The organism is Ruegeria sp. CH5, assembly GCF_056537025.1.
The window spans coordinates 907,921-923,983 of record NZ_JBQFQT010000001.1; the positions used below are offsets into that span (position 1 = coordinate 907,921).

A 16,063-nucleotide genomic window follows, 5' to 3' on the forward strand; every position below is an offset into this window, starting at 1 on the left:
CGGGCTTGCAAACAACCTCAAGCCGAAAAGCGTCAGGATTTGGGCAGCCCAAAGGTAATTGGGCGGCGTGAGAAAGGCATTCATGGTAGGGCTTGCCCCCCATCCAGAAACGTGTATACGGGGCCATCCTTCGCAATACGCATGAACCGCGCAGCCTCTCGTGGCAGGGTCGCGAAGGGTTGCTGGCCCCGCCTATGAAATGCGCCTTGATATAAACAGGAGTGAACATGCCACTGTATGAGCATGTAATGATCGCGCGTCAGGATCTGTCCAACGCGCAGGCCGAGGGCCTGATCGAACACTTTGGCACCGTACTGGCTGACAACGGCGGCAAGATCGTCGACAGCGAGTACTGGGGCGTCAAAACGATGGCCTACAAGATCAACAAAAACCGCAAGGGCCACTATGCCTTCCTGAAGACCGACGCACCGTCGGGCGCCGTTCAGGAAATGGAGCGCCTGATGCGCCTGCATGAAGACGTGATGCGCGTTCTGACCATCAAGGTCGACGAACATCCCGAGGGCCCCTCGGTCCAGATGCAGAAGCGCGATGAGCGCGATGGCCGCCGCGAGCGCCGTTGATCAACGCCTGAGGAAAGGACACCAAACCATGGCCGCAAAACCGTTTTTCCGCCGCCGCAAGGTCTGCCCGTTCTCGGGCGAGAACGCGCCGAAGATCGACTACAAAGACACCCGTCTGCTGCAGCGCTATATTTCCGAGCGTGGCAAGATCGTGCCTTCGCGCATCACCGCCGTTTCGGCAAAGAAGCAGCGTGAACTGGCCCGCGCCATCAAGCGCGCCCGCTTCCTCGCCCTGCTGCCCTACGCCGTGAAGTAAGGAGAGACTGATATGCAAGTTATCCTTCTGGAACGCGTTGCGAAACTGGGTCAGATGGGCGATGTCGTCGACGTCAAGCCCGGCTACGCCCGCAATTTCCTGCTGCCGCAAGGCAAAGCGTTGAGCGCGTCCGAGGCCAACATCGCCTCGTTCGAAGCCCAGAAAGCACAGCTGGAAGCCCGCAACCTGGAAACCAAGAAAGAAGCTGAAGCTCTGGCTGAAAAGCTGGACGGTCAGCAGTTCATCGTGATTCGCTCGGCATCGGACGCTGGCGCGCTGTATGGCTCGGTCACCCCGCGTGACGCAGCCGATGCCGCAACCGCTGCTGGCTTCACCGTTGACAAGAAGCAGGTCGTTCTGGTCTCGCCGATCAAAGAGCTGGGTCTGCACACGGTTTCCGTCAAGCTGCACCCCGAAGTCGAGGTCGAAATCAAACTGAACGTTGCCCGCTCGGAAGAAGAAGCCGAACTTCAGGCATCGGGCAAGTCGATCCAGGAACTGGCCGCTGAAGAAGAGGCTGCCGCAGATTTTGAAATCGCGGAGCTGTTCGACGACATCGGCTCGGCCGCTTCGGAAGACGAAGAATTGGTTGCCGCCGATGCTTCGACCGAAGAAGACGAACCCAAAGCCTGATCCAATCAGGTCTGTTGATCTTAAAGGCCGCGCTGCATTGCGCGGCCTTTTTCTTTTTACTGGCAATTTTTGGCCGCCGCAGCGCGCCGGACTTGCGACCCGGGGCCACTTTCGTATCATCCAGCCGCGTAACAACCCGGAGAAGTTGCATGGCAAAGGTCCTGCGTCGAATATTGCTTTCAGTGCTTCTGGCTGCCCCGATTGCCGCCTGCAGCGACCCATCTAGCAAAGCGACGAAGGAACAGGCATTCGAGCCGCCGCTCCACCCCAACGAAACGCCCGAATTGCGCGAATCGATCAACAAATGGGCTGATCACTACGAACTTCCGCGAGAGTTGGTCCATAAGCTGGCGATCCGCGAAAGCACGCATCGCCCCTGGGCAACGAACCGGCCATATTACGGCCTGTTGCAGATCCTTCCTGCCACCGCTCGTTCGATGGGCTACAAGGGCGACGCCAAAGGTCTTCTGGATGCTGACACCAACCTGGAGTATGCGGGCAAGTATCTTCGCGGCGCATGGATGTTGGCCGACGGCGACCAGCAGCGCGCGATCTTCCTCTATGCAAAGGGGTACTACCCCGAAGCCAAGGCTCGCGGAATGCTGGTTGAAACTGGCTTGCGGTCCGAATAGCTTGAACGGGGCAATCGACACCGATCTATACAGCATTCAATTTGACCGAGAATACCTCACAGGACGAAATAATCCGGAGGTTGTCTGTTGCCATTAGTACTCAATAACTCCATGTGATATGTACAAATGGGTTGCGCAATCTATTCAGATTGACGCAACGTAGGCTGTGATACGGGCAGATACGGCATTTTTCGGGGGAAATGCCGTAGGGACAAAGGTTGGACGAGTGAAACTTATTGACTTGGCCACAATTGATCATGATGAACGGTCGGCTTACGACATCATCAATTCTGTCTGCAACGAACTTGGGTTCGACTATGCGTCCTATGCGACGACCCATCCCGTGAATGGTGACGTCCAAGGTTACGCGAACTACCCGGACGAGTGGAAGATCCACTACGCCACGCAAGGCTACCATCACCTTGATCCCACCCTATATCAGTCGGCGCTCAGCATCGCGCCGGTGGACTGGGGCCGCTTCAATCACGACGACAAGTTCAACGCGGTGTTCCGCGACGCTCATGATTTCGGGATCACCGACCGCGGCCTGACGGTTCCGGTTCGGGGACCTTATGGCGAAACTGGCTTGCTCAGCGTGACCAAGGATTGCACGGACGAGGAATGGAAGAAGCTTAAAAAGCACGTGATGGGCGACCTGCAGATGGCCGCGGTTCACGCACATGACACAGTCATGCAGTCTGGCCTTTTGGCCAAGGCTCTATACCTTCCGACACTTTCCTCGCGCGAAAAAGAAATTCTGCAATGGGTCGCCGAGGGCAAGTCCCAGCAGGATATCGGGGACATTCTGTGCATTTCGCACCGGACGGTCGAGGTACACATGCGTTCCGGGCGAGAGAAACTGGGCGCACTAACGACCGCCCAGGCGATCGGCCGTGCCATTGGTCTGGGGTTAATTTACCCCGGTTAACAATTAAGGCAGAAAAATACGGGATATCCCCAATAGTCTTGTTTCGAAACTTGGTTAATCTGCTCCTTACGGTAACCAAACTGTAGGGGGATGGAATGATCATCGTTATTGATGGCATCAACCAGCATAAGTTCAAAGACGTCTTGGATGAGATGTTCAAGCTGCGAGCACGCGTGTTCGGGGATCGCTTGGGCTGGGAAGTGAACATCCAGGACGGGCGCGAATTCGATCAGTTCGACTCGCTCAATCCTGCACACGTGGTCAGCATCAACGACGAGGGGGACGTCGTTGGGTGCATGCGCCTCTTGCAGACGACCGGCCCGCACATGCTGGCCGATGTTTTCAGCTCGATCCTTGATGGCGAGCCGCCGATCCGCAGCGCTCAGGTCTGGGAAGCCACGCGGTTCTGCGTCGACACGAAACGGCTCGGCCGGGGACGTGCCAAGAATTCTGTATCCTACGTGACCAGCGAGGTCATGATTGGGTCATTCGAATACGCTCAGGAAGCTGGAGTGCTCGACTCGGTCGCGGTCATTGATCCGGTTATGAACCGGGTGCTGCAACGGTCCGGAAATGCTCCGTACGACTATGTCGGAACGGCCAAGCCGATGGGCAAAGTGGTCGCAATGGCCGCCCTTATGGATTGTTCGGACGAGCGCATCCAATCGATCCGCGAGTATTCGAGCATCGACTACGACGTGTTCCTGACCGACGATCAGGCGCTCGAACTGTTCAATTCGGGTCAGCAAGCCAAGCTTGCACAGGCCGGTGCCGCCAATCTTGACCACCAGCCACTGACCGATCTTGAGAAATACTTCGTCGAGCAGATGCATGCTGCGACGACGAAAGAAGAGGTCCAGGCCGTACTCAAATTGATCGAGAGCCTGTCGGACCGATTTACCCCAGAGCAGAAAACCGCTCTGTTGCAAACCCCCCGTGCTTTTGCTCATGAGGCCTGACCCCCTCACCTCATAAGTCCAAAAGCCACCCATGCGGAGCCGTCTCATTCCAGGCGGCTCCGCTCTAATTTTGGCAACCGATCCGCCGCTGACGCATACGTTCCGGTTCTCGGCAGCAACAAAAAAGGCCCTCCGAAGAGGGCCTGATTTCACTTCTTTATGTTCAAGCAATCGCCGTTTGACCGGCGGCCGGGTGCGGCGGCACCCGGACCGACCTGAAAACGCGGCTTATTCCTCTTCGAGGGCTTCGATTGCCTTCTGCAGCTCTTCCTTGCTGACTTCCTTTTCGGTCACTTTGGCCAGCTCGACCACGTAGTCCACAACCTTGTCCTCAAAGATCGGCGCGCGCAGTTGCTGCTGCATCTGAGCGTTCTGCTGAACGAACTCGAAGAACTGACGCTCCTGACCCGGGTACTGGCGAGCCTGGTTCATGATCGCCTGGGTCATCTCAGCGTCGGTGACTTCGACTTCAGCCTTCTGGCCCAGCTCGGCCAACAACAAGCCCAGACGCACGCGGCGCTCGGCCAGTTTGTTGTGCTCTTCGGTCGGCTCGATCTCATCGTGGTTGTGATCGGTCACCTCGGGGTTTTCTTCATGCCACAGCTGATGCGCGATCTGCTTGGCTTCGGCTTCGACCAGGGTCGGCGGCAGGTCGAACGACACTTTCTCGTCCAGCGCATCAAGCAGCGCGCGCTTCATCACCGCGCGCGACGCACCCGCGTATTCGGCTTCCAGACGCTCGGCAATCTGCGCCTTCAACGCAGCCAGATCCTCAGCGCCAAACTTCTGTGCCAGTTCGTCGTTGATCTCGGCGGCAACAGGTTCCTTCACCTCTTTGATGGTGCAGGTAAACACGGCCTCTTTGCCGGCCAGGTGCTCGGCACCGTATTCTTCGGGGAAGGTAACGGTGACGTCCTTGACTTCCTCGGCCTTCACGCCAACCAGCTGATCCTCGAAACCGGGGATGAAGCTGTTCGAGCCCAGCACCAGCGGGTAATCCTCGGCCGAACCGCCTTCGAAGGCCTCGCCGTCAACTTTTCCGACGAAATCGATGACGACCTGATCGCCTTCCTTCGCCTTTGATCCCTTGCGGCGGGCTTTGAAATCCTGAGCGGTTTCAGCCAGGTTCTGCAGGGCTTCTTCCACGGCTGCGTCGTCCGCCTTGACGACCAGCTTTTCCAGCTCGACCGATTTCAGATCAACTTCGGGGATTTCCGGCAGAGCTTCATAGGACATTTCGACGTGAACGTCGTCGCCTTCTTTCCAGTCTTCGTTGGTCATCTTGACCTGAGGCTGAAGCGCCGGACGATCACCACTGTCTTCGAAGTGCTTGTTCATCGCACCGTCGATGGTTTCCTGCATTGCTTCGCCCAACAGGCGCTGGCCAAACTGCTTTTTCAGCAGTGCCATGGGAACCTTGCCCTTGCGGAAGCCTTTCATCTCGATTTCCGGCTGAGCTTCGATCAGTTTCTCATTGACCTTCTCGTCCAGCTCGGCGGCGGTGACAACGATGTTGTAGCCGCGTTTCAGACCCTCGTTCAGCGTCTCGGTAACCTGCATTCTGGTAGTCCCCATAGGATTCGGGGCGCGCAAAACGGGCGCGCCGGGCAAATTTGACGCCTTCTATTTGCCTAGCCGCCGAAGGGCAAGGGGCAAGGTGCCCGATTGGCCTTGTTTTGCCACCCTGCCCCACAAAAAACGCCCCGGACAGAGCCGGGGCGCCATGAATTCACAACAACATCAGGATCAGAACTTCCAGCGGGCCCCCAGGACCCAAGCTTCGTTCTTGTCAAACGACGTCCCGTCGTTGAAGTCGTGGTTGCGATACTTCAGGTAGGCATCGGTGTTGATGCTGTCGATGCGCTGCACCACTGCGATACCCCAGGACTCGGTGCTGGACCCGTCCGTGTTGAAATCGGAACCATCATAGTAGTCGATGCCGATACCGGTCTTGCCCCAGGACACCCAATTATCCTCATAGGCGATCTTGGTGTACCAAAAGTTGGGATCGCTTTCGCCCGACACGTTGTTTCGGGTACCGGCAGCAGCGGTGAAGCTGAAGCCGCTGGGCAGCAGTACCGATGCCGAGCCGATCGTGTCTTCACGGTCGCCCGAACCATCGTCGAAATCACGCACCGCATAGGCCACGCTTGCCGCGAACTCTACTCCACCGGCAAAGGTGTTGTTGTAGTTCAGTGCAACATCGTAATAGTCGTCGTCATCACTGCTGGACAGGATGTTCTGACCATAGGCGAAGCTTGCCGAAAAGCCGCTGAAGTCCGGCGTGTCATACCGCACGCGGCCACGGCGCGCGCCGTCAAAGTTGCTGCTGGAGTCGCCGATGGTGATGTCGCTGAGGGTTCCGTCGGTTCCGCGGTAGAAGAAGCCCGAGTTTTCATCGTTGGTGAACGAATACAGCGCGGTGCCGACATAAGACAGGTCAGTTTCCGCTGCACCGTCAGACGCCATGCTGCCCTGACCGGCCGAGAATTTACCCCAGCCACCTTTCAGCGCAAAATCCACGTGACGAATGTCTTCCCGGGTCCAGCCACTGAAATCGGTACCCAGCTGGTTCCACTCACTGGAGTTCGGCAGACCCAGCGCGGTTTCAAAGCGGAAGGTGAATTCGTTCTGGCCAAACGGCTGCATCAGGCTCAGGCCGACGCGGCTGTTGGACAGGTCGTTGTCCAGCAGGCGGGTATCGGTCTCTTGGCCGTCGTCAACCGAGATGATTGCCGGGTTGAACTGCCCATATAGCAGAACATAGCCACCGCTGTTGTTCTCGTATTTCAGCTCTGCCGCGGCGGGGATGGCCGTGGTGGCTGCCAGAACAGCGACGACTGAGGAGAGTTTGATATTCAATGTCATAGCACTCACCATGAAAGGTTCGGGTTTCAGGTACTGCCCAGATGTTCAGTGGAACTGTCCGGTTCCAGAGGCCCCTACGCCATTCAGCTCGATCATTGCAAATCCGCCACAAAGACAGAGTGGCAGCAAAGCAAAATGTCCGTGTTATCAATATTTTAACAACAAACGCGTGCAGGCTTCAGACGGCCCGCAAGAGAATTCTGCCATCCGGCCATGCGTTTGGCAAACACTCGCTATGCATTTGCGCGGTCTTGACAGCAAAAACCCGCCGATATTTTAGCCTTGCGCCTTGGGAACACGCAAGAACTTCATACCTGAAGACGCTTGAGCACACCGGGCAGTTGCTCGGGAAGGTCTTCCGCGATCAATCCCGGGCCAAAAGCGCGCGCGCACTCCACGTGAAGCCAGACGGCGGTTTCGGCGGCTTTCAGCGGGTGCAATCCACGTGCCAGCAGCCCTGTCAAAAAACCCGCCAACACATCGCCCGCGCCTGCAGTCGCCAGCCACGGCGCGGCCCGATCATTTTGGGCTGAATGGATCGAGCACTGACCGTCCGGACCCGCAATCACAGTGTCCGGTCCCTTGAAAAGAACCACGCACCCTGCCCTGCCGGCCGCCTCGCGCACGGCATCAGCCTTTGCGAAAGCTGGTCCATCCTTGGGGTGCACGGAAAGCTTGGCCGAGATGTCGGGGAACAGACGGGCGAATTCACCGCCGTGAGGTGTTAGGACGCAGTTTTCATGCAGGATCGCCATCAGTGACGCTGGATCTTCAGAAAATGCCGAAAGAGCGTCAGCATCCAGCACGATTGCCTTTCCGGCCTCCAATGCCACGGGGACCAGCGATCGGGCCTTGTCCAGGCCCAATCCGGGCCCCAGGCACAGCGCGTTCAGGCGTTGGTCCCGCAATGCAATGGCCAGCCCATCCGCGCCTGCGATCTGCTCAATCATGACCGCGGTGACTTGGCTGGCGACTTCCTGCAGTGCGGCGGGAGGGACACCCAGCGTGACAAGACCAGCGCCCACGCGCAACGCTCCGCGCGCAGCCAATCGCGCAGCACCAGTTTTACCAGTGTCGCCTGTCAGGATCAGCGCATGACCGTGGCCGTATTTGTGATCGAAAGCCGATTTCCGCAGATCAGGCAGATTTTCGGGGCCCAACAACACGCTCGGCCGTTGATCTGGCGTTTCTTCAACTGACAGAGCCGGCAGACCGATATCGACAACGGACATCCTGCCACAGCACTCTGGTCCTTCGGCCAGATAATGGCCCGGCTTTGCGGTATGAAACGTCACCGTCAGGTTGGCCGAAGCGGCGCAATCTTCGGGGGCAACTCCCTCTGACACCAGACGCCGACCACTGTCCGCACATAGGCCGCTGGGAATGTCCACACAGACGACACGGGGGCAACCACCTTCCGACTGTGACGCTTTCCATTGGCCCAATTTACGCATTGTGCGGGGCAGTCCCGCTACGGGTCTCGTTAGCCCGGTTCCAAACAAGGCATCAACCGCCAGAACAGTATCTGAGCGGGCCGCGGCGTAGGCTTCGAGCGCGTCATCGGACAGCCTATGGCACGAACCCATCACGCACCAGCGCTCATAATTCGCCCGCGCGTCGGCAGGCAATTTCTCGGGGTCGCCCAACAGGAAGAGGTCCACGGTCCACCCCCACTCTTTCAAAATGCGCGCAACTACAAAACCGTCGCCGCCATTGTTGCCCGGCCCGCACAACACCACGGCCCGCCCGGACCCGGCCGCGAGGTCAGGCCATGTTTCAAAGACGGCCTCGACCACACCACGACCTGCGCGCTCCATCAGTTCCAAGCCGGTGACAAGGCCGGATTCGATTGCGGCGCGTTCAGCCGCCCTCATCTGGGACGAAGTCAGCAGTTTTGGCATCCGAAACCCTCTCGCGATTCAAATCTGATTACTTTTTGTGCAACTTGCCTAAAATTTGGCCCGTCACCCAGAATCCCTTCACCAGCAGACGGTCAATTCGGCAATCGCATTGCTGCCCGATCTTAGACGTGATCACTGCCATTCTGACAACCATGCGAGGTGAGCCCGGATGAAAAAGATCGAAGCGATCATCAAGCCGTTCAAATTGGACGAAGTGAAAGAGGCCCTGCAGGACGTTGGTGTCCAGGGCCTCAGCGTGATCGAAGTCAAGGGCTTCGGCCGCCAGAAAGGACACACCGAACTGTACCGCGGCGCGGAATATGTGGTGGACTTTCTGCCCAAGGTCAAAGTCGAGGTCGTTCTGGATGCCGATCAGGTCGATGCGGCCATCGAAGCCATCGTGTCGGCCGCCAAGACCGACAAGATCGGGGACGGCAAGATCTTTGTCTCGTCCGTTGAACAAGCCATTCGCATCCGGACCGGCGAGACCGGCTCGGACGCGCTGTAAAACCAATTCTGCAATCTAGAGGAACATAGTAATGAGCAAGGACGCAGTTCTTCAGCTGATCAAAGACGAGGGTGCCGAGTATGTCGACATCCGCTTCACCGATCCGCGTGGCAAGCTTCAGCACGTGACCGTCATGGCCGACCAGGTCGACGAAGACTTCCTTGAGGAAGGCTTCATGTTCGACGGCTCGTCCATCGCCGGCTGGAAGTCGATCGAAGCATCGGACATGAAACTGATGCCCGATACCGAAAGCGCTTATGTCGATCCATTCTATGCGGAAAAGACAATCTGCCTGCACTGCTCGGTCGTGGAACCCGATACCGGCGAAGCCTATGAGCGTGACCCGCGCGGCACCGCGCAGAAGGCCGAAGCCTACCTGAAGTCTTCGGGCGTTGGCGACGTGGCCTACATGGGCCCCGAGGCCGAGTTCTTCCTGTTCGACGATGTCCGTTTCTCGAACAGCATCAACAAGGTGTCCTACGAAGTTGATGCAACCGATGCATCCTGGAACACCGACACCGAATACGAGATGGGCAACATGGGCCATCGTCCGGGCGTTAAGGGTGGCTACTTCCCGGTCAACCCGATCGACGAGGCGCAGGACCTGCGTTCGGAAATGCTGTCGACCATGAAGCGTCTGGGCATGAAGGTCGACAAGCACCACCACGAAGTGGCCTCGTGCCAGCACGAGCTGGGCCTGATCTTCGACAGCCTGACCAAGCAGGCCGACGAGCTGCAGAAATACAAGTACGTCATCCACAACGTCGCGCACGCCTACGGCAAATCGGCCACCTTCATGCCGAAGCCGATCGCGGGTGACAACGGCACCGGCATGCACGTCAACATGTCGATCTGGAAGGACGGCAAGCCGCTGTTTGCAGGCGACAAATATGCCGATCTGTCGGACGAAGCCCTGTGGTTCATCGGCGGCATCCTCAAGCACGCCAAGACCCTGAACGCCTTCACCAACCCGTCGACCAACAGCTACAAGCGCCTGATCCCGGGCTTCGAAGCGCCGGTTCTGCGCGCCTATTCGGCCCGCAACCGTTCGGGTTGCGTCCGTATCCCGTGGACTGAATCGCCGAAGGCCAAGCGCGTCGAGGCCCGCTTCCCCGATCCGTCGGCAAACCCCTACCTGGCGTTTGCGGCACTGCTGATGGCCGGCCTGGACGGCATCAAGAACAAGATCGATCCGGGCGAAGCCATGGACAAGAACCTGTACGATCTGCCCGCCGAAGAACTGGCCGGTATCCCGACCGTCTGCGGCAGCCTGCGCGAGGCGCTGGAATGTCTGGCGGCCGATCACGACTTCCTGCTGCAGGGCGACGTGTTCACCAAGGACCAGATCGACGGCTACATCGCACTGAAGATGGAAGAGGTCGAAACCTACGAGCACACTCCGCACCCGGTCGAATACGGCATGTACTACAGCTGCTGACCCCGGTCGGAAGTCCAATGAAAAGACCTTGGGGGCGTCCTGTCGGGCGCCCCTTTTCAGTGGTGCAAGGCCCCCATATTTCCCTTTGTGACAGGCGCCTTTGCCGCTAGGCTGAAGATCAATTCAATTATCAGGATTTTTCATGCGCCTTCTCGCCCTGACCCTCTCTGCTGCACTTCTTGTTTCAGGCGCTGCTGCGCAGACGATCGACCGGATCAAAGAAACGCGCGAAATCCGATTTGGGTTTCGTACAGATGCTGCCCCGCTTTCGTTCATCAACGACAAGGAGCGACCCGACGGGTTGTCCGTGATGGTCTGCGACCAGGTTGCCCGAGCTATCGCCAGCCGACTTGGTGCGGATGACCTAACCGCACAGTTCATTCCGGTGCAGTCGGATACGCGCTTTGACATGGTCGCCTCTGGCCAGATCGACCTGCTATGCGGCGCGGCGACAATCACACTGTCGCGGCGGGAAACCGTAGATTTTTCGATCCCGATCTTCGTAGACGGAACATCGGTTTTGCTGCCGATAGATGCGGAAACCACGATGGCATCGCTTTCCGGCAAGAAAGTCGGCATGCGCAGCAGCACGACCACCGAAGAAGCCGTGTTCAACTCGTTCGGATCAGCGGGGATCGAGGCAAAGCTCGTTCGGTTCGCCTCACATCCCGACGGGATCAAGGCTTTGAGGGACGGAGAGATCGACGCCTATTTCGCCGACCAATCCATCCTTTTGGTGAATTATCTGGCAGCTGGACTGAAGGACGACTTCAAAATCTCGCAAGAGATTCTGACGATTGAAAAGCAAGGCCTGGCCCTTGCGCGGGGCGATGATGACTTTCGCCTGATGGTCGATGAGATCCTGTCGCAGATGTATGCCCAAGGCACGATGGAAGAGATCTTTCGCGCCGCGCTGCCCGGGATTGAACCCAGCGAGGCCCTGAAAGCCCTGTACGTTATCGCACCCACCCTGCCCTGATTTCCAGGAGGTCCCCATGCGCCTTACGGTCCTGTCCGTTTTCATTGCACTGAGTGCACCCATTGCGGCGCAGTCCGCTCCCTGCGGGAACACAGGCGCTGGTTTTGAAGCCTGGAAGGCCGATTTTGCCAAGCAGGCGCGCAAAGCCGGAGTAAAGAAAAAAGGGCTGCAGGCTCTGGCGCAAACCCAATACGCCACGCGAACCATCGCCGCGGATCGGGGGCAGAAAAGCTTCAAATACTCCCTCGACAAGTTCATGAAGGTTCGAGGGGCGGATACGATCGTGGCCCAGGGCCGCAAGCGAAAGGCCCGAAACCCGGAATTCTACGCGGCGCTGGAGCGTCAGTACGGTGTCCCGGCCGGCGTTCTGATTGCCATTCACGGCATGGAAACCGGGTTCGGAAACTTCATGGGCGACAGCCAGGTTGTTTCCGCAATCACAACATTGGCCTACGATTGTCGCCGGTCCGACTTCTTTGTTCCCCATGCCATCGGAGCGCTGAAACTGGTCGATCAGGGGGCGATCACGGTGGCAACAAAAGGGGCAAAACATGGCGAGTTGGGCCACACCCAGTTTCTGCCCGGCAATGCTCTGACCTATGGCGTGGACGCCACGGGTGACGGGCGCGTGGACTTCTACAACATGACGGATGCGTTGGCCTCAACCGCAAATTTTCTTCGGCAGAAAGGGTGGAAACCCGGCCGGGGCTATCAACCCGGCGAACCGAATTTTGCGGTGATCCAGCAATGGAATGCCGCATCGGTTTACCAAAAATCAATTGCGATCATGGCCGCTCGAATCGACAACTGAGGCTTTGTCAGCAACCTGACCGCCGCACTCAATTCCGCCACATTGCTGCCACAGTGTCGGGCGGAAAGCTCTAATTTCTTGGTTTCCAAAGCGTAATCAATCGTCGCAAAAATTCATTTTTTTGCAATATGGTCAAAATTTGACCCTCATCACCAACTAGAGTGTTGGTTCAGTATTCGTACGGCAGAGGGCAAGACTGTGACCACGAAGCACAGATACCACGGCGGCCTGCAATTCAACGGCGACACGAACGGCGCGTTGGAGCGGTTCGGCCATATCGTGGTGGCAACTCTTGAGGACTACGGGCATCTTGTGGAACGTAAGACCCTTCTGAGCCAGACCGAGGCAACCATCGTGTCCAGCCAGTACCTTGTCCGTTTGACCCTCGAGTCCGAACCCCGGGAGACCAGCGACCGCTATGGGCGTCTGGACCGTACGGTTGGTCTGAAGACCATGGTGCGCCCATCGGCGGCACGACCGCGCAACCGATTGGTGATCTCGGTCTCGCCTGTTTCCGGCCTGGTGGATGACCCCGAGATCTCCGAATTGATGCTTGTCGTCATGCTGTATCGGATGGTCGACATCTGCTCGACGCAACGAGTGGAATGGCTGTCGCCGAAAACCGTTTTGACGATCGAACAGTTCATGGGCGCGTTTGACTCGTTGATGCCACGCAAGCAGCGGAACCGCCGCGAGGCGTTCGAGGCGGTCAGCGGACCTTTCGCGGGCCTTGAGCCCGCTGCAACTGATGACCAGGAGGCCGTCAAAGCACCGGCAAAGCCGCCGCGCCCGATTCAATTGACCGATGAGCAATTGCTCAGCATCGCCTTCCGTTCCGACGAGGCCGACGCACCCGTTTCCGATGCGCCGGCCGCGACGGATGGCGATGAAGACCGGCCCAGTGACGCATTGCGACTGACCAGCTGGGCCCTGACCGGTGCCGTGGCCAGCCTGTCGGCGCCGATCGCTCTGTCGATGGCCGCTGTAAACCTCATCCGGGGCGAAGACTTTCGCCTGAACACTCAGGTCCTGGCCTATACGGTCGCCATCGTGTCGCTGAACTCAAGTGGCGCGTTTGCCGATGTCGCCAATGCGATCGGACTGTAACTGAATTACCAGAAGACCCTCCTTGGAGGCCCCGCCATCAGGCGGGGTTTTCCATTTCTGGCAGATACTCGACCGACACGACATAGGTGTGGATCGAGAACACCACGGCCCGTGTCTCGGGCAACCGCAAAAGCGTTTGCCGCTCGCTGCGTAGATAACGGGTGGTACCGCTGTCACGGATCTCGCGCGGGGCGCTGGCGCTTCGGGGCTGGTGCAGTTCGGGATCGTCATACCACAGCGCGTTGAACCGCCACAAAGGGCGGCCGACCTGAATCCCGTCGAACAAGCGCTGTACCCGACGCGCGATGTTGGGATCATAGCTGTCGACCGGCTCGTGAATGTCGATCAACGGTCGCATGAATTTCTCGGACAGGCGCCAGCTGGCGGGAAAGCACAGGATGGCCCCGGTCAGTACATGCTCGTCGCCCTGTTTCTGCAGGATGCAGAAATCCTCCTGTGCCAGAAGGCAAAGCGTATCCAAAGGGGTGTCGCGGTCAATCGGCACGGCGACCCCGTCCGGACGCTGCGCGGTGTCGGTCGCCTCGGGATAGGCCTGCGCCAAGACCAGATCCAGCAGTTCGACGGCGGCTGGGTGCGCCTGCGCGTCCAGCGCCAGAACGTAGTCACGGCGGGTTTCAAGCAGTTGTTGGCGGTGGCGCATCTGCGCGGCAAAGGCATCATCGCGATGCAGCCAGTCCTCCATCGTGGTCGGCGCGATCCCCGGCAGCGGGCGCTGTTGGGTCGGATCGTAGGGCAGTGTCTGTTGCAGAATGACTGTCATGGCGTTGGGTTAGCACTCAAAACAGGCCATGTCGGTCAAAAAGCGACTGGCAAATCGTCGCAATTCACCCAGACGGGGCCGCCCTGCCCCTTCAGGCTGAACCGGCAAGCAGGGAGGCGCGCCGTGAACCACCACTACCGAGACACCCGCAAGATCGACCCCAGCCGCGGCGCGACGCTGGGCGACGGCACGCCGAACGACAATGACCGGATCGAGATCGGCCCCACCCAACTTGCATTCAGCGAATGGGCCGCCGCCGGGTTGCAACTGCCCAACCTGAACCGCATGCGCGACTATCGCTGGAAGCGGCTGACCCAGGCGATCGTCGACCGGGGCTATGGCGGGCTGTTGATGTTCGACCCGCTCAACATCCGCTATGCGACCGACAGCACCAACATGCAGCTTTGGAACACGCACAACCCGTTCCGGGCGGTGCTGCTGTGCGCCGATGGCTACATGGTGATCTGGGACTACAAGAACTCGCCCTTCCTGTCGAAATTCAACCCGCTGGTGCGCGAGCAGCGCTCGGGCGCGGACCTGTTCTATTTCGACCGGGGCGACAAGGTGGACGTACAGGCGGACGTGTTCGCCAACGAGGTGCGCGTGCTGATGCAGGACCACGCCCCCGGCCACACCCGGCTGGCGGTGGACAAGATCATGCTGCACGGCCTCCGCGCGCTCGAGGCGCAGGGCTTCGAGATCATGGAGGGCGAAGAGGTCACCGAAAAAACCCGCGCCATCAAGGGCCCTGACGAGATCCTGGCCATGCGCTGCGCCAGCCACGCCTGTGAAACCGCCGTGGCCGAGATGGAGAAGTTCGCCCGCGCCCATGTGGGCGACGGCAAGACCTCCGAAGATGACATCTGGGCCGTTCTGCACGCCGAGAACATCAAGCGCGGCGGCGAGTGGATCGAAACCCGTCTGCTGGCCTCAGGCCAGCGTACCAACCCGTGGTTTCAGGAATGCGGGCCGCGGATTACTCAGAAGAACGAGATCATCGCCTTTGATACCGATCTGATCGGCAGCTACGGCATTTGCGTCGACATCTCGCGCACCTGGTGGATTGGGGATCAAAAACCCCGCCCCGACATGGTCTATGCCATGCAGCACGCGCACGAGCACATCATGACCAACATGGAGATGCTGAAGCCCGGCGTTATGATCCCCGACCTGACTGCCAACTGCCACAGGCTGGACGACAAGTTCCAGGCGCAGAAATACGGCTGCCTGATGCATGGCGTGGGCCTGTGTGATGAATGGCCGTTGGTGGCCTATCCCGACAAGGCAGTGCCAGGCTCATATGATTATCCGCTGGAACCCGGCATGGTGCTGTGCGTCGAGGCCGCCGTGGGCGAAGTCGGCGGCGATTTCTCGATCAAGCTAGAGGATCAGGTTTTGATCACCGAAGATGGCTACGAAAACCTGACCCGCTACCCGTTCGATTCCGCCCTCATGGGGCTCGACTAGGCCTCAATCCGCCCAGTGAGAGCGACGCACATTTCCGTGCCAATCCTCAAGCACCGGCTCTGCCGATGCGCCCGGCGAAAACGTGTCTTGGGGCCAGTGCAGTCCGGCGGCAAATCCGATGGCCGTGGCCAGAAAGACGGCAACCGCCGTACCGACCTGTGCAACTTCGAAATGCGCTACGTTTGTCGAATGTGTCATCTCCGCGCTCCTTGAT

The 16,063-nt window shown here is 58.8% G+C and carries 17 protein-coding genes; 12 read left to right on the forward strand and 5 right to left on the reverse strand.

The genetic code is table 11. The features are described from left to right. Positions 1-227: 227 nt before the first annotated feature. From rpsF to ACR0JC_RS04505, 6 genes are all read left to right on the forward strand, one after another. A complete protein-coding gene (rpsF, locus tag ACR0JC_RS04480) occupies positions 228-581 on the forward strand; it encodes a 30S ribosomal protein S6 (RefSeq protein ID WP_093962413.1) in 354 nt (117 codons plus the stop codon). 28 nt (positions 582-609) lie between these two features. Continuing rightward, positions 610-837 carry a 30S ribosomal protein S18 gene (rpsR, locus tag ACR0JC_RS04485; protein WP_005608650.1) on the forward strand — a complete coding sequence of 76 codons (228 nt, stop codon included), beginning with the start codon at positions 610-612 and terminating at the stop codon, positions 835-837. Positions 838-849: 12 nt separating this feature from the next. Next, complete coding sequence (gene rplI, locus ACR0JC_RS04490) at positions 850-1,470, forward strand: 50S ribosomal protein L9 (protein ID WP_093962414.1); 621 nt, start codon at positions 850-852, stop codon at positions 1,468-1,470. 149 nt (positions 1,471-1,619) lie between these two features. After that, positions 1,620-2,102, forward strand: coding sequence for a lytic transglycosylase domain-containing protein (locus tag ACR0JC_RS04495; protein WP_170338558.1), 483 nt, complete (start codon positions 1,620-1,622; stop codon positions 2,100-2,102). 226 nt (positions 2,103-2,328) lie between these two features. Further along, positions 2,329-3,030, forward strand: a complete 702-nt coding sequence (locus tag ACR0JC_RS04500; RefSeq protein ID WP_170338055.1) for a helix-turn-helix transcriptional regulator — start codon at positions 2,329-2,331, stop codon at positions 3,028-3,030. A gap of 95 nt (positions 3,031-3,125) precedes the next feature. Then, positions 3,126-3,989 carry an acyl-homoserine-lactone synthase gene (locus ACR0JC_RS04505; protein ID WP_170338555.1) on the forward strand — a complete coding sequence of 288 codons (864 nt, stop codon included), beginning with the start codon at positions 3,126-3,128 and terminating at the stop codon, positions 3,987-3,989. Positions 3,990-4,217: 228 nt separating this feature from the next. On the opposite strand, the gene tig is transcribed toward ACR0JC_RS04505, so the two are convergent. The 3 genes from tig to ACR0JC_RS04520 all read right to left on the reverse strand — a co-directional run bounded on the left by tig (position 4,218) and on the right by ACR0JC_RS04520 (position 8,758). Further along, the gene (tig, locus tag ACR0JC_RS04510) at positions 4,218-5,549 is read right to left on the reverse strand and encodes a trigger factor (RefSeq protein WP_170340026.1); all 1,332 of its coding nucleotides are present in this window, start codon (positions 5,547-5,549) and stop codon (positions 4,218-4,220) included. A 186-nt stretch (positions 5,550-5,735) separates the two neighbouring features. Then, complete coding sequence (locus ACR0JC_RS04515) at positions 5,736-6,857, reverse strand: porin (protein WP_170338553.1); 1,122 nt, start codon at positions 6,855-6,857, stop codon at positions 5,736-5,738. 308 nt (positions 6,858-7,165) lie between these two features. Then, positions 7,166-8,758: an NAD(P)H-hydrate dehydratase gene (locus tag ACR0JC_RS04520; protein ID WP_170338551.1), complete on the reverse strand. Its 1,593-nt coding sequence runs from the start codon at positions 8,756-8,758 to the stop codon at positions 7,166-7,168. A 169-nt stretch (positions 8,759-8,927) separates the two neighbouring features. Here ACR0JC_RS04520 and ACR0JC_RS04525 point away from each other — a divergent pair, with 169 nt between their 5' ends. The 5 genes from ACR0JC_RS04525 (at position 8,928) to ACR0JC_RS04545 (ending at position 13,601) form a co-directional block, all read left to right on the forward strand. Further along, positions 8,928-9,266 (forward strand): P-II family nitrogen regulator, encoded by a 339-nt coding sequence (locus ACR0JC_RS04525; RefSeq protein ID WP_093962420.1) that lies wholly within the window; start codon positions 8,928-8,930, stop codon positions 9,264-9,266. Between the two features lie 31 nt (positions 9,267-9,297). Then, positions 9,298-10,704, forward strand: coding sequence for a type I glutamate--ammonia ligase (gene glnA / locus ACR0JC_RS04530; protein ID WP_093962421.1), 1,407 nt, complete (start codon positions 9,298-9,300; stop codon positions 10,702-10,704). A gap of 142 nt (positions 10,705-10,846) precedes the next feature. Then, positions 10,847-11,683, forward strand: a complete 837-nt coding sequence (locus ACR0JC_RS04535; protein ID WP_170338549.1) for an amino acid ABC transporter substrate-binding protein — start codon at positions 10,847-10,849, stop codon at positions 11,681-11,683. A gap of 16 nt (positions 11,684-11,699) precedes the next feature. Beyond that, positions 11,700-12,494: a lytic murein transglycosylase gene (locus tag ACR0JC_RS04540; protein ID WP_170338547.1), complete on the forward strand. Its 795-nt coding sequence runs from the start codon at positions 11,700-11,702 to the stop codon at positions 12,492-12,494. A 198-nt stretch (positions 12,495-12,692) separates the two neighbouring features. Beyond that, a complete protein-coding gene (locus ACR0JC_RS04545; protein WP_367647273.1) occupies positions 12,693-13,601 on the forward strand; it encodes a hypothetical protein in 909 nt (302 codons plus the stop codon). A 37-nt stretch (positions 13,602-13,638) separates the two neighbouring features. Here ACR0JC_RS04545 and ACR0JC_RS04550 read toward each other — a convergent pair whose 3' ends face one another. Further along, positions 13,639-14,382 (reverse strand): heme-dependent oxidative N-demethylase family protein, encoded by a 744-nt coding sequence (locus ACR0JC_RS04550; protein WP_170338545.1) that lies wholly within the window; start codon positions 14,380-14,382, stop codon positions 13,639-13,641. A gap of 123 nt (positions 14,383-14,505) precedes the next feature. Here ACR0JC_RS04550 and dddP point away from each other — a divergent pair, with 123 nt between their 5' ends. After that, on the forward strand, positions 14,506-15,849 hold the full coding sequence (gene dddP / locus ACR0JC_RS04555; RefSeq protein WP_170338543.1) for a dimethylsulfonioproprionate lyase DddP: 1,344 nt from the start codon (positions 14,506-14,508) through the stop codon (positions 15,847-15,849). Between the two features lie 3 nt (positions 15,850-15,852). Here the strand turns inward: dddP and ACR0JC_RS04560 are convergent, their stop codons facing one another. Continuing rightward, entirely contained in the window at positions 15,853-16,047 is a 195-nt protein-coding gene (locus tag ACR0JC_RS04560; RefSeq protein ID WP_170338541.1) for a hypothetical protein, read from the reverse strand. Positions 16,048-16,063: the final 16 nt, after the last annotated feature.

Bases quoted from the DNA above. Each gene is read 5' to 3' on its own strand.
- ACR0JC_RS04560 (WP_170338541.1), bottom strand. From the start codon at position 16,047: ATGACACATTCGACAAACGTAGCGCATTTCGAAGTTGCACAGGTCGGT.
- ACR0JC_RS04540 (WP_170338547.1), top strand. From the start codon at position 11,700: ATGCGCCTTACGGTCCTGTCCGTTTTCATTGCACTGAGTGCACCCATT.
- ACR0JC_RS04535 (WP_170338549.1), top strand. From the start codon at position 10,847: ATGCGCCTTCTCGCCCTGACCCTCTCTGCTGCACTTCTTGTTTCAGGC.
- glnA (WP_093962421.1), top strand. From the start codon at position 9,298: ATGAGCAAGGACGCAGTTCTTCAGCTGATCAAAGACGAGGGTGCCGAG.
- tig (WP_170340026.1), bottom strand. From the start codon at position 5,549: ATGCAGGTTACCGAGACGCTGAACGAGGGTCTGAAACGCGGCTACAAC.
- rpsF (WP_093962413.1), top strand. From the start codon at position 228: ATGCCACTGTATGAGCATGTAATGATCGCGCGTCAGGATCTGTCCAAC.
- ACR0JC_RS04520 (WP_170338551.1), bottom strand. From the start codon at position 8,758: ATGCCAAAACTGCTGACTTCGTCCCAGATGAGGGCGGCTGAACGCGCC.
- rpsR (WP_005608650.1), top strand. From the start codon at position 610: ATGGCCGCAAAACCGTTTTTCCGCCGCCGCAAGGTCTGCCCGTTCTCG.
- rplI (WP_093962414.1), top strand. From the start codon at position 850: ATGCAAGTTATCCTTCTGGAACGCGTTGCGAAACTGGGTCAGATGGGC.
- ACR0JC_RS04515 (WP_170338553.1), bottom strand. From the start codon at position 6,857: ATGACATTGAATATCAAACTCTCCTCAGTCGTCGCTGTTCTGGCAGCC.
- ACR0JC_RS04550 (WP_170338545.1), bottom strand. From the start codon at position 14,382: ATGACAGTCATTCTGCAACAGACACTGCCCTACGATCCGACCCAACAG.
- ACR0JC_RS04505 (WP_170338555.1), top strand. From the start codon at position 3,126: ATGATCATCGTTATTGATGGCATCAACCAGCATAAGTTCAAAGACGTC.
- ACR0JC_RS04495 (WP_170338558.1), top strand. From the start codon at position 1,620: ATGGCAAAGGTCCTGCGTCGAATATTGCTTTCAGTGCTTCTGGCTGCC.
- ACR0JC_RS04525 (WP_093962420.1), top strand. From the start codon at position 8,928: ATGAAAAAGATCGAAGCGATCATCAAGCCGTTCAAATTGGACGAAGTG.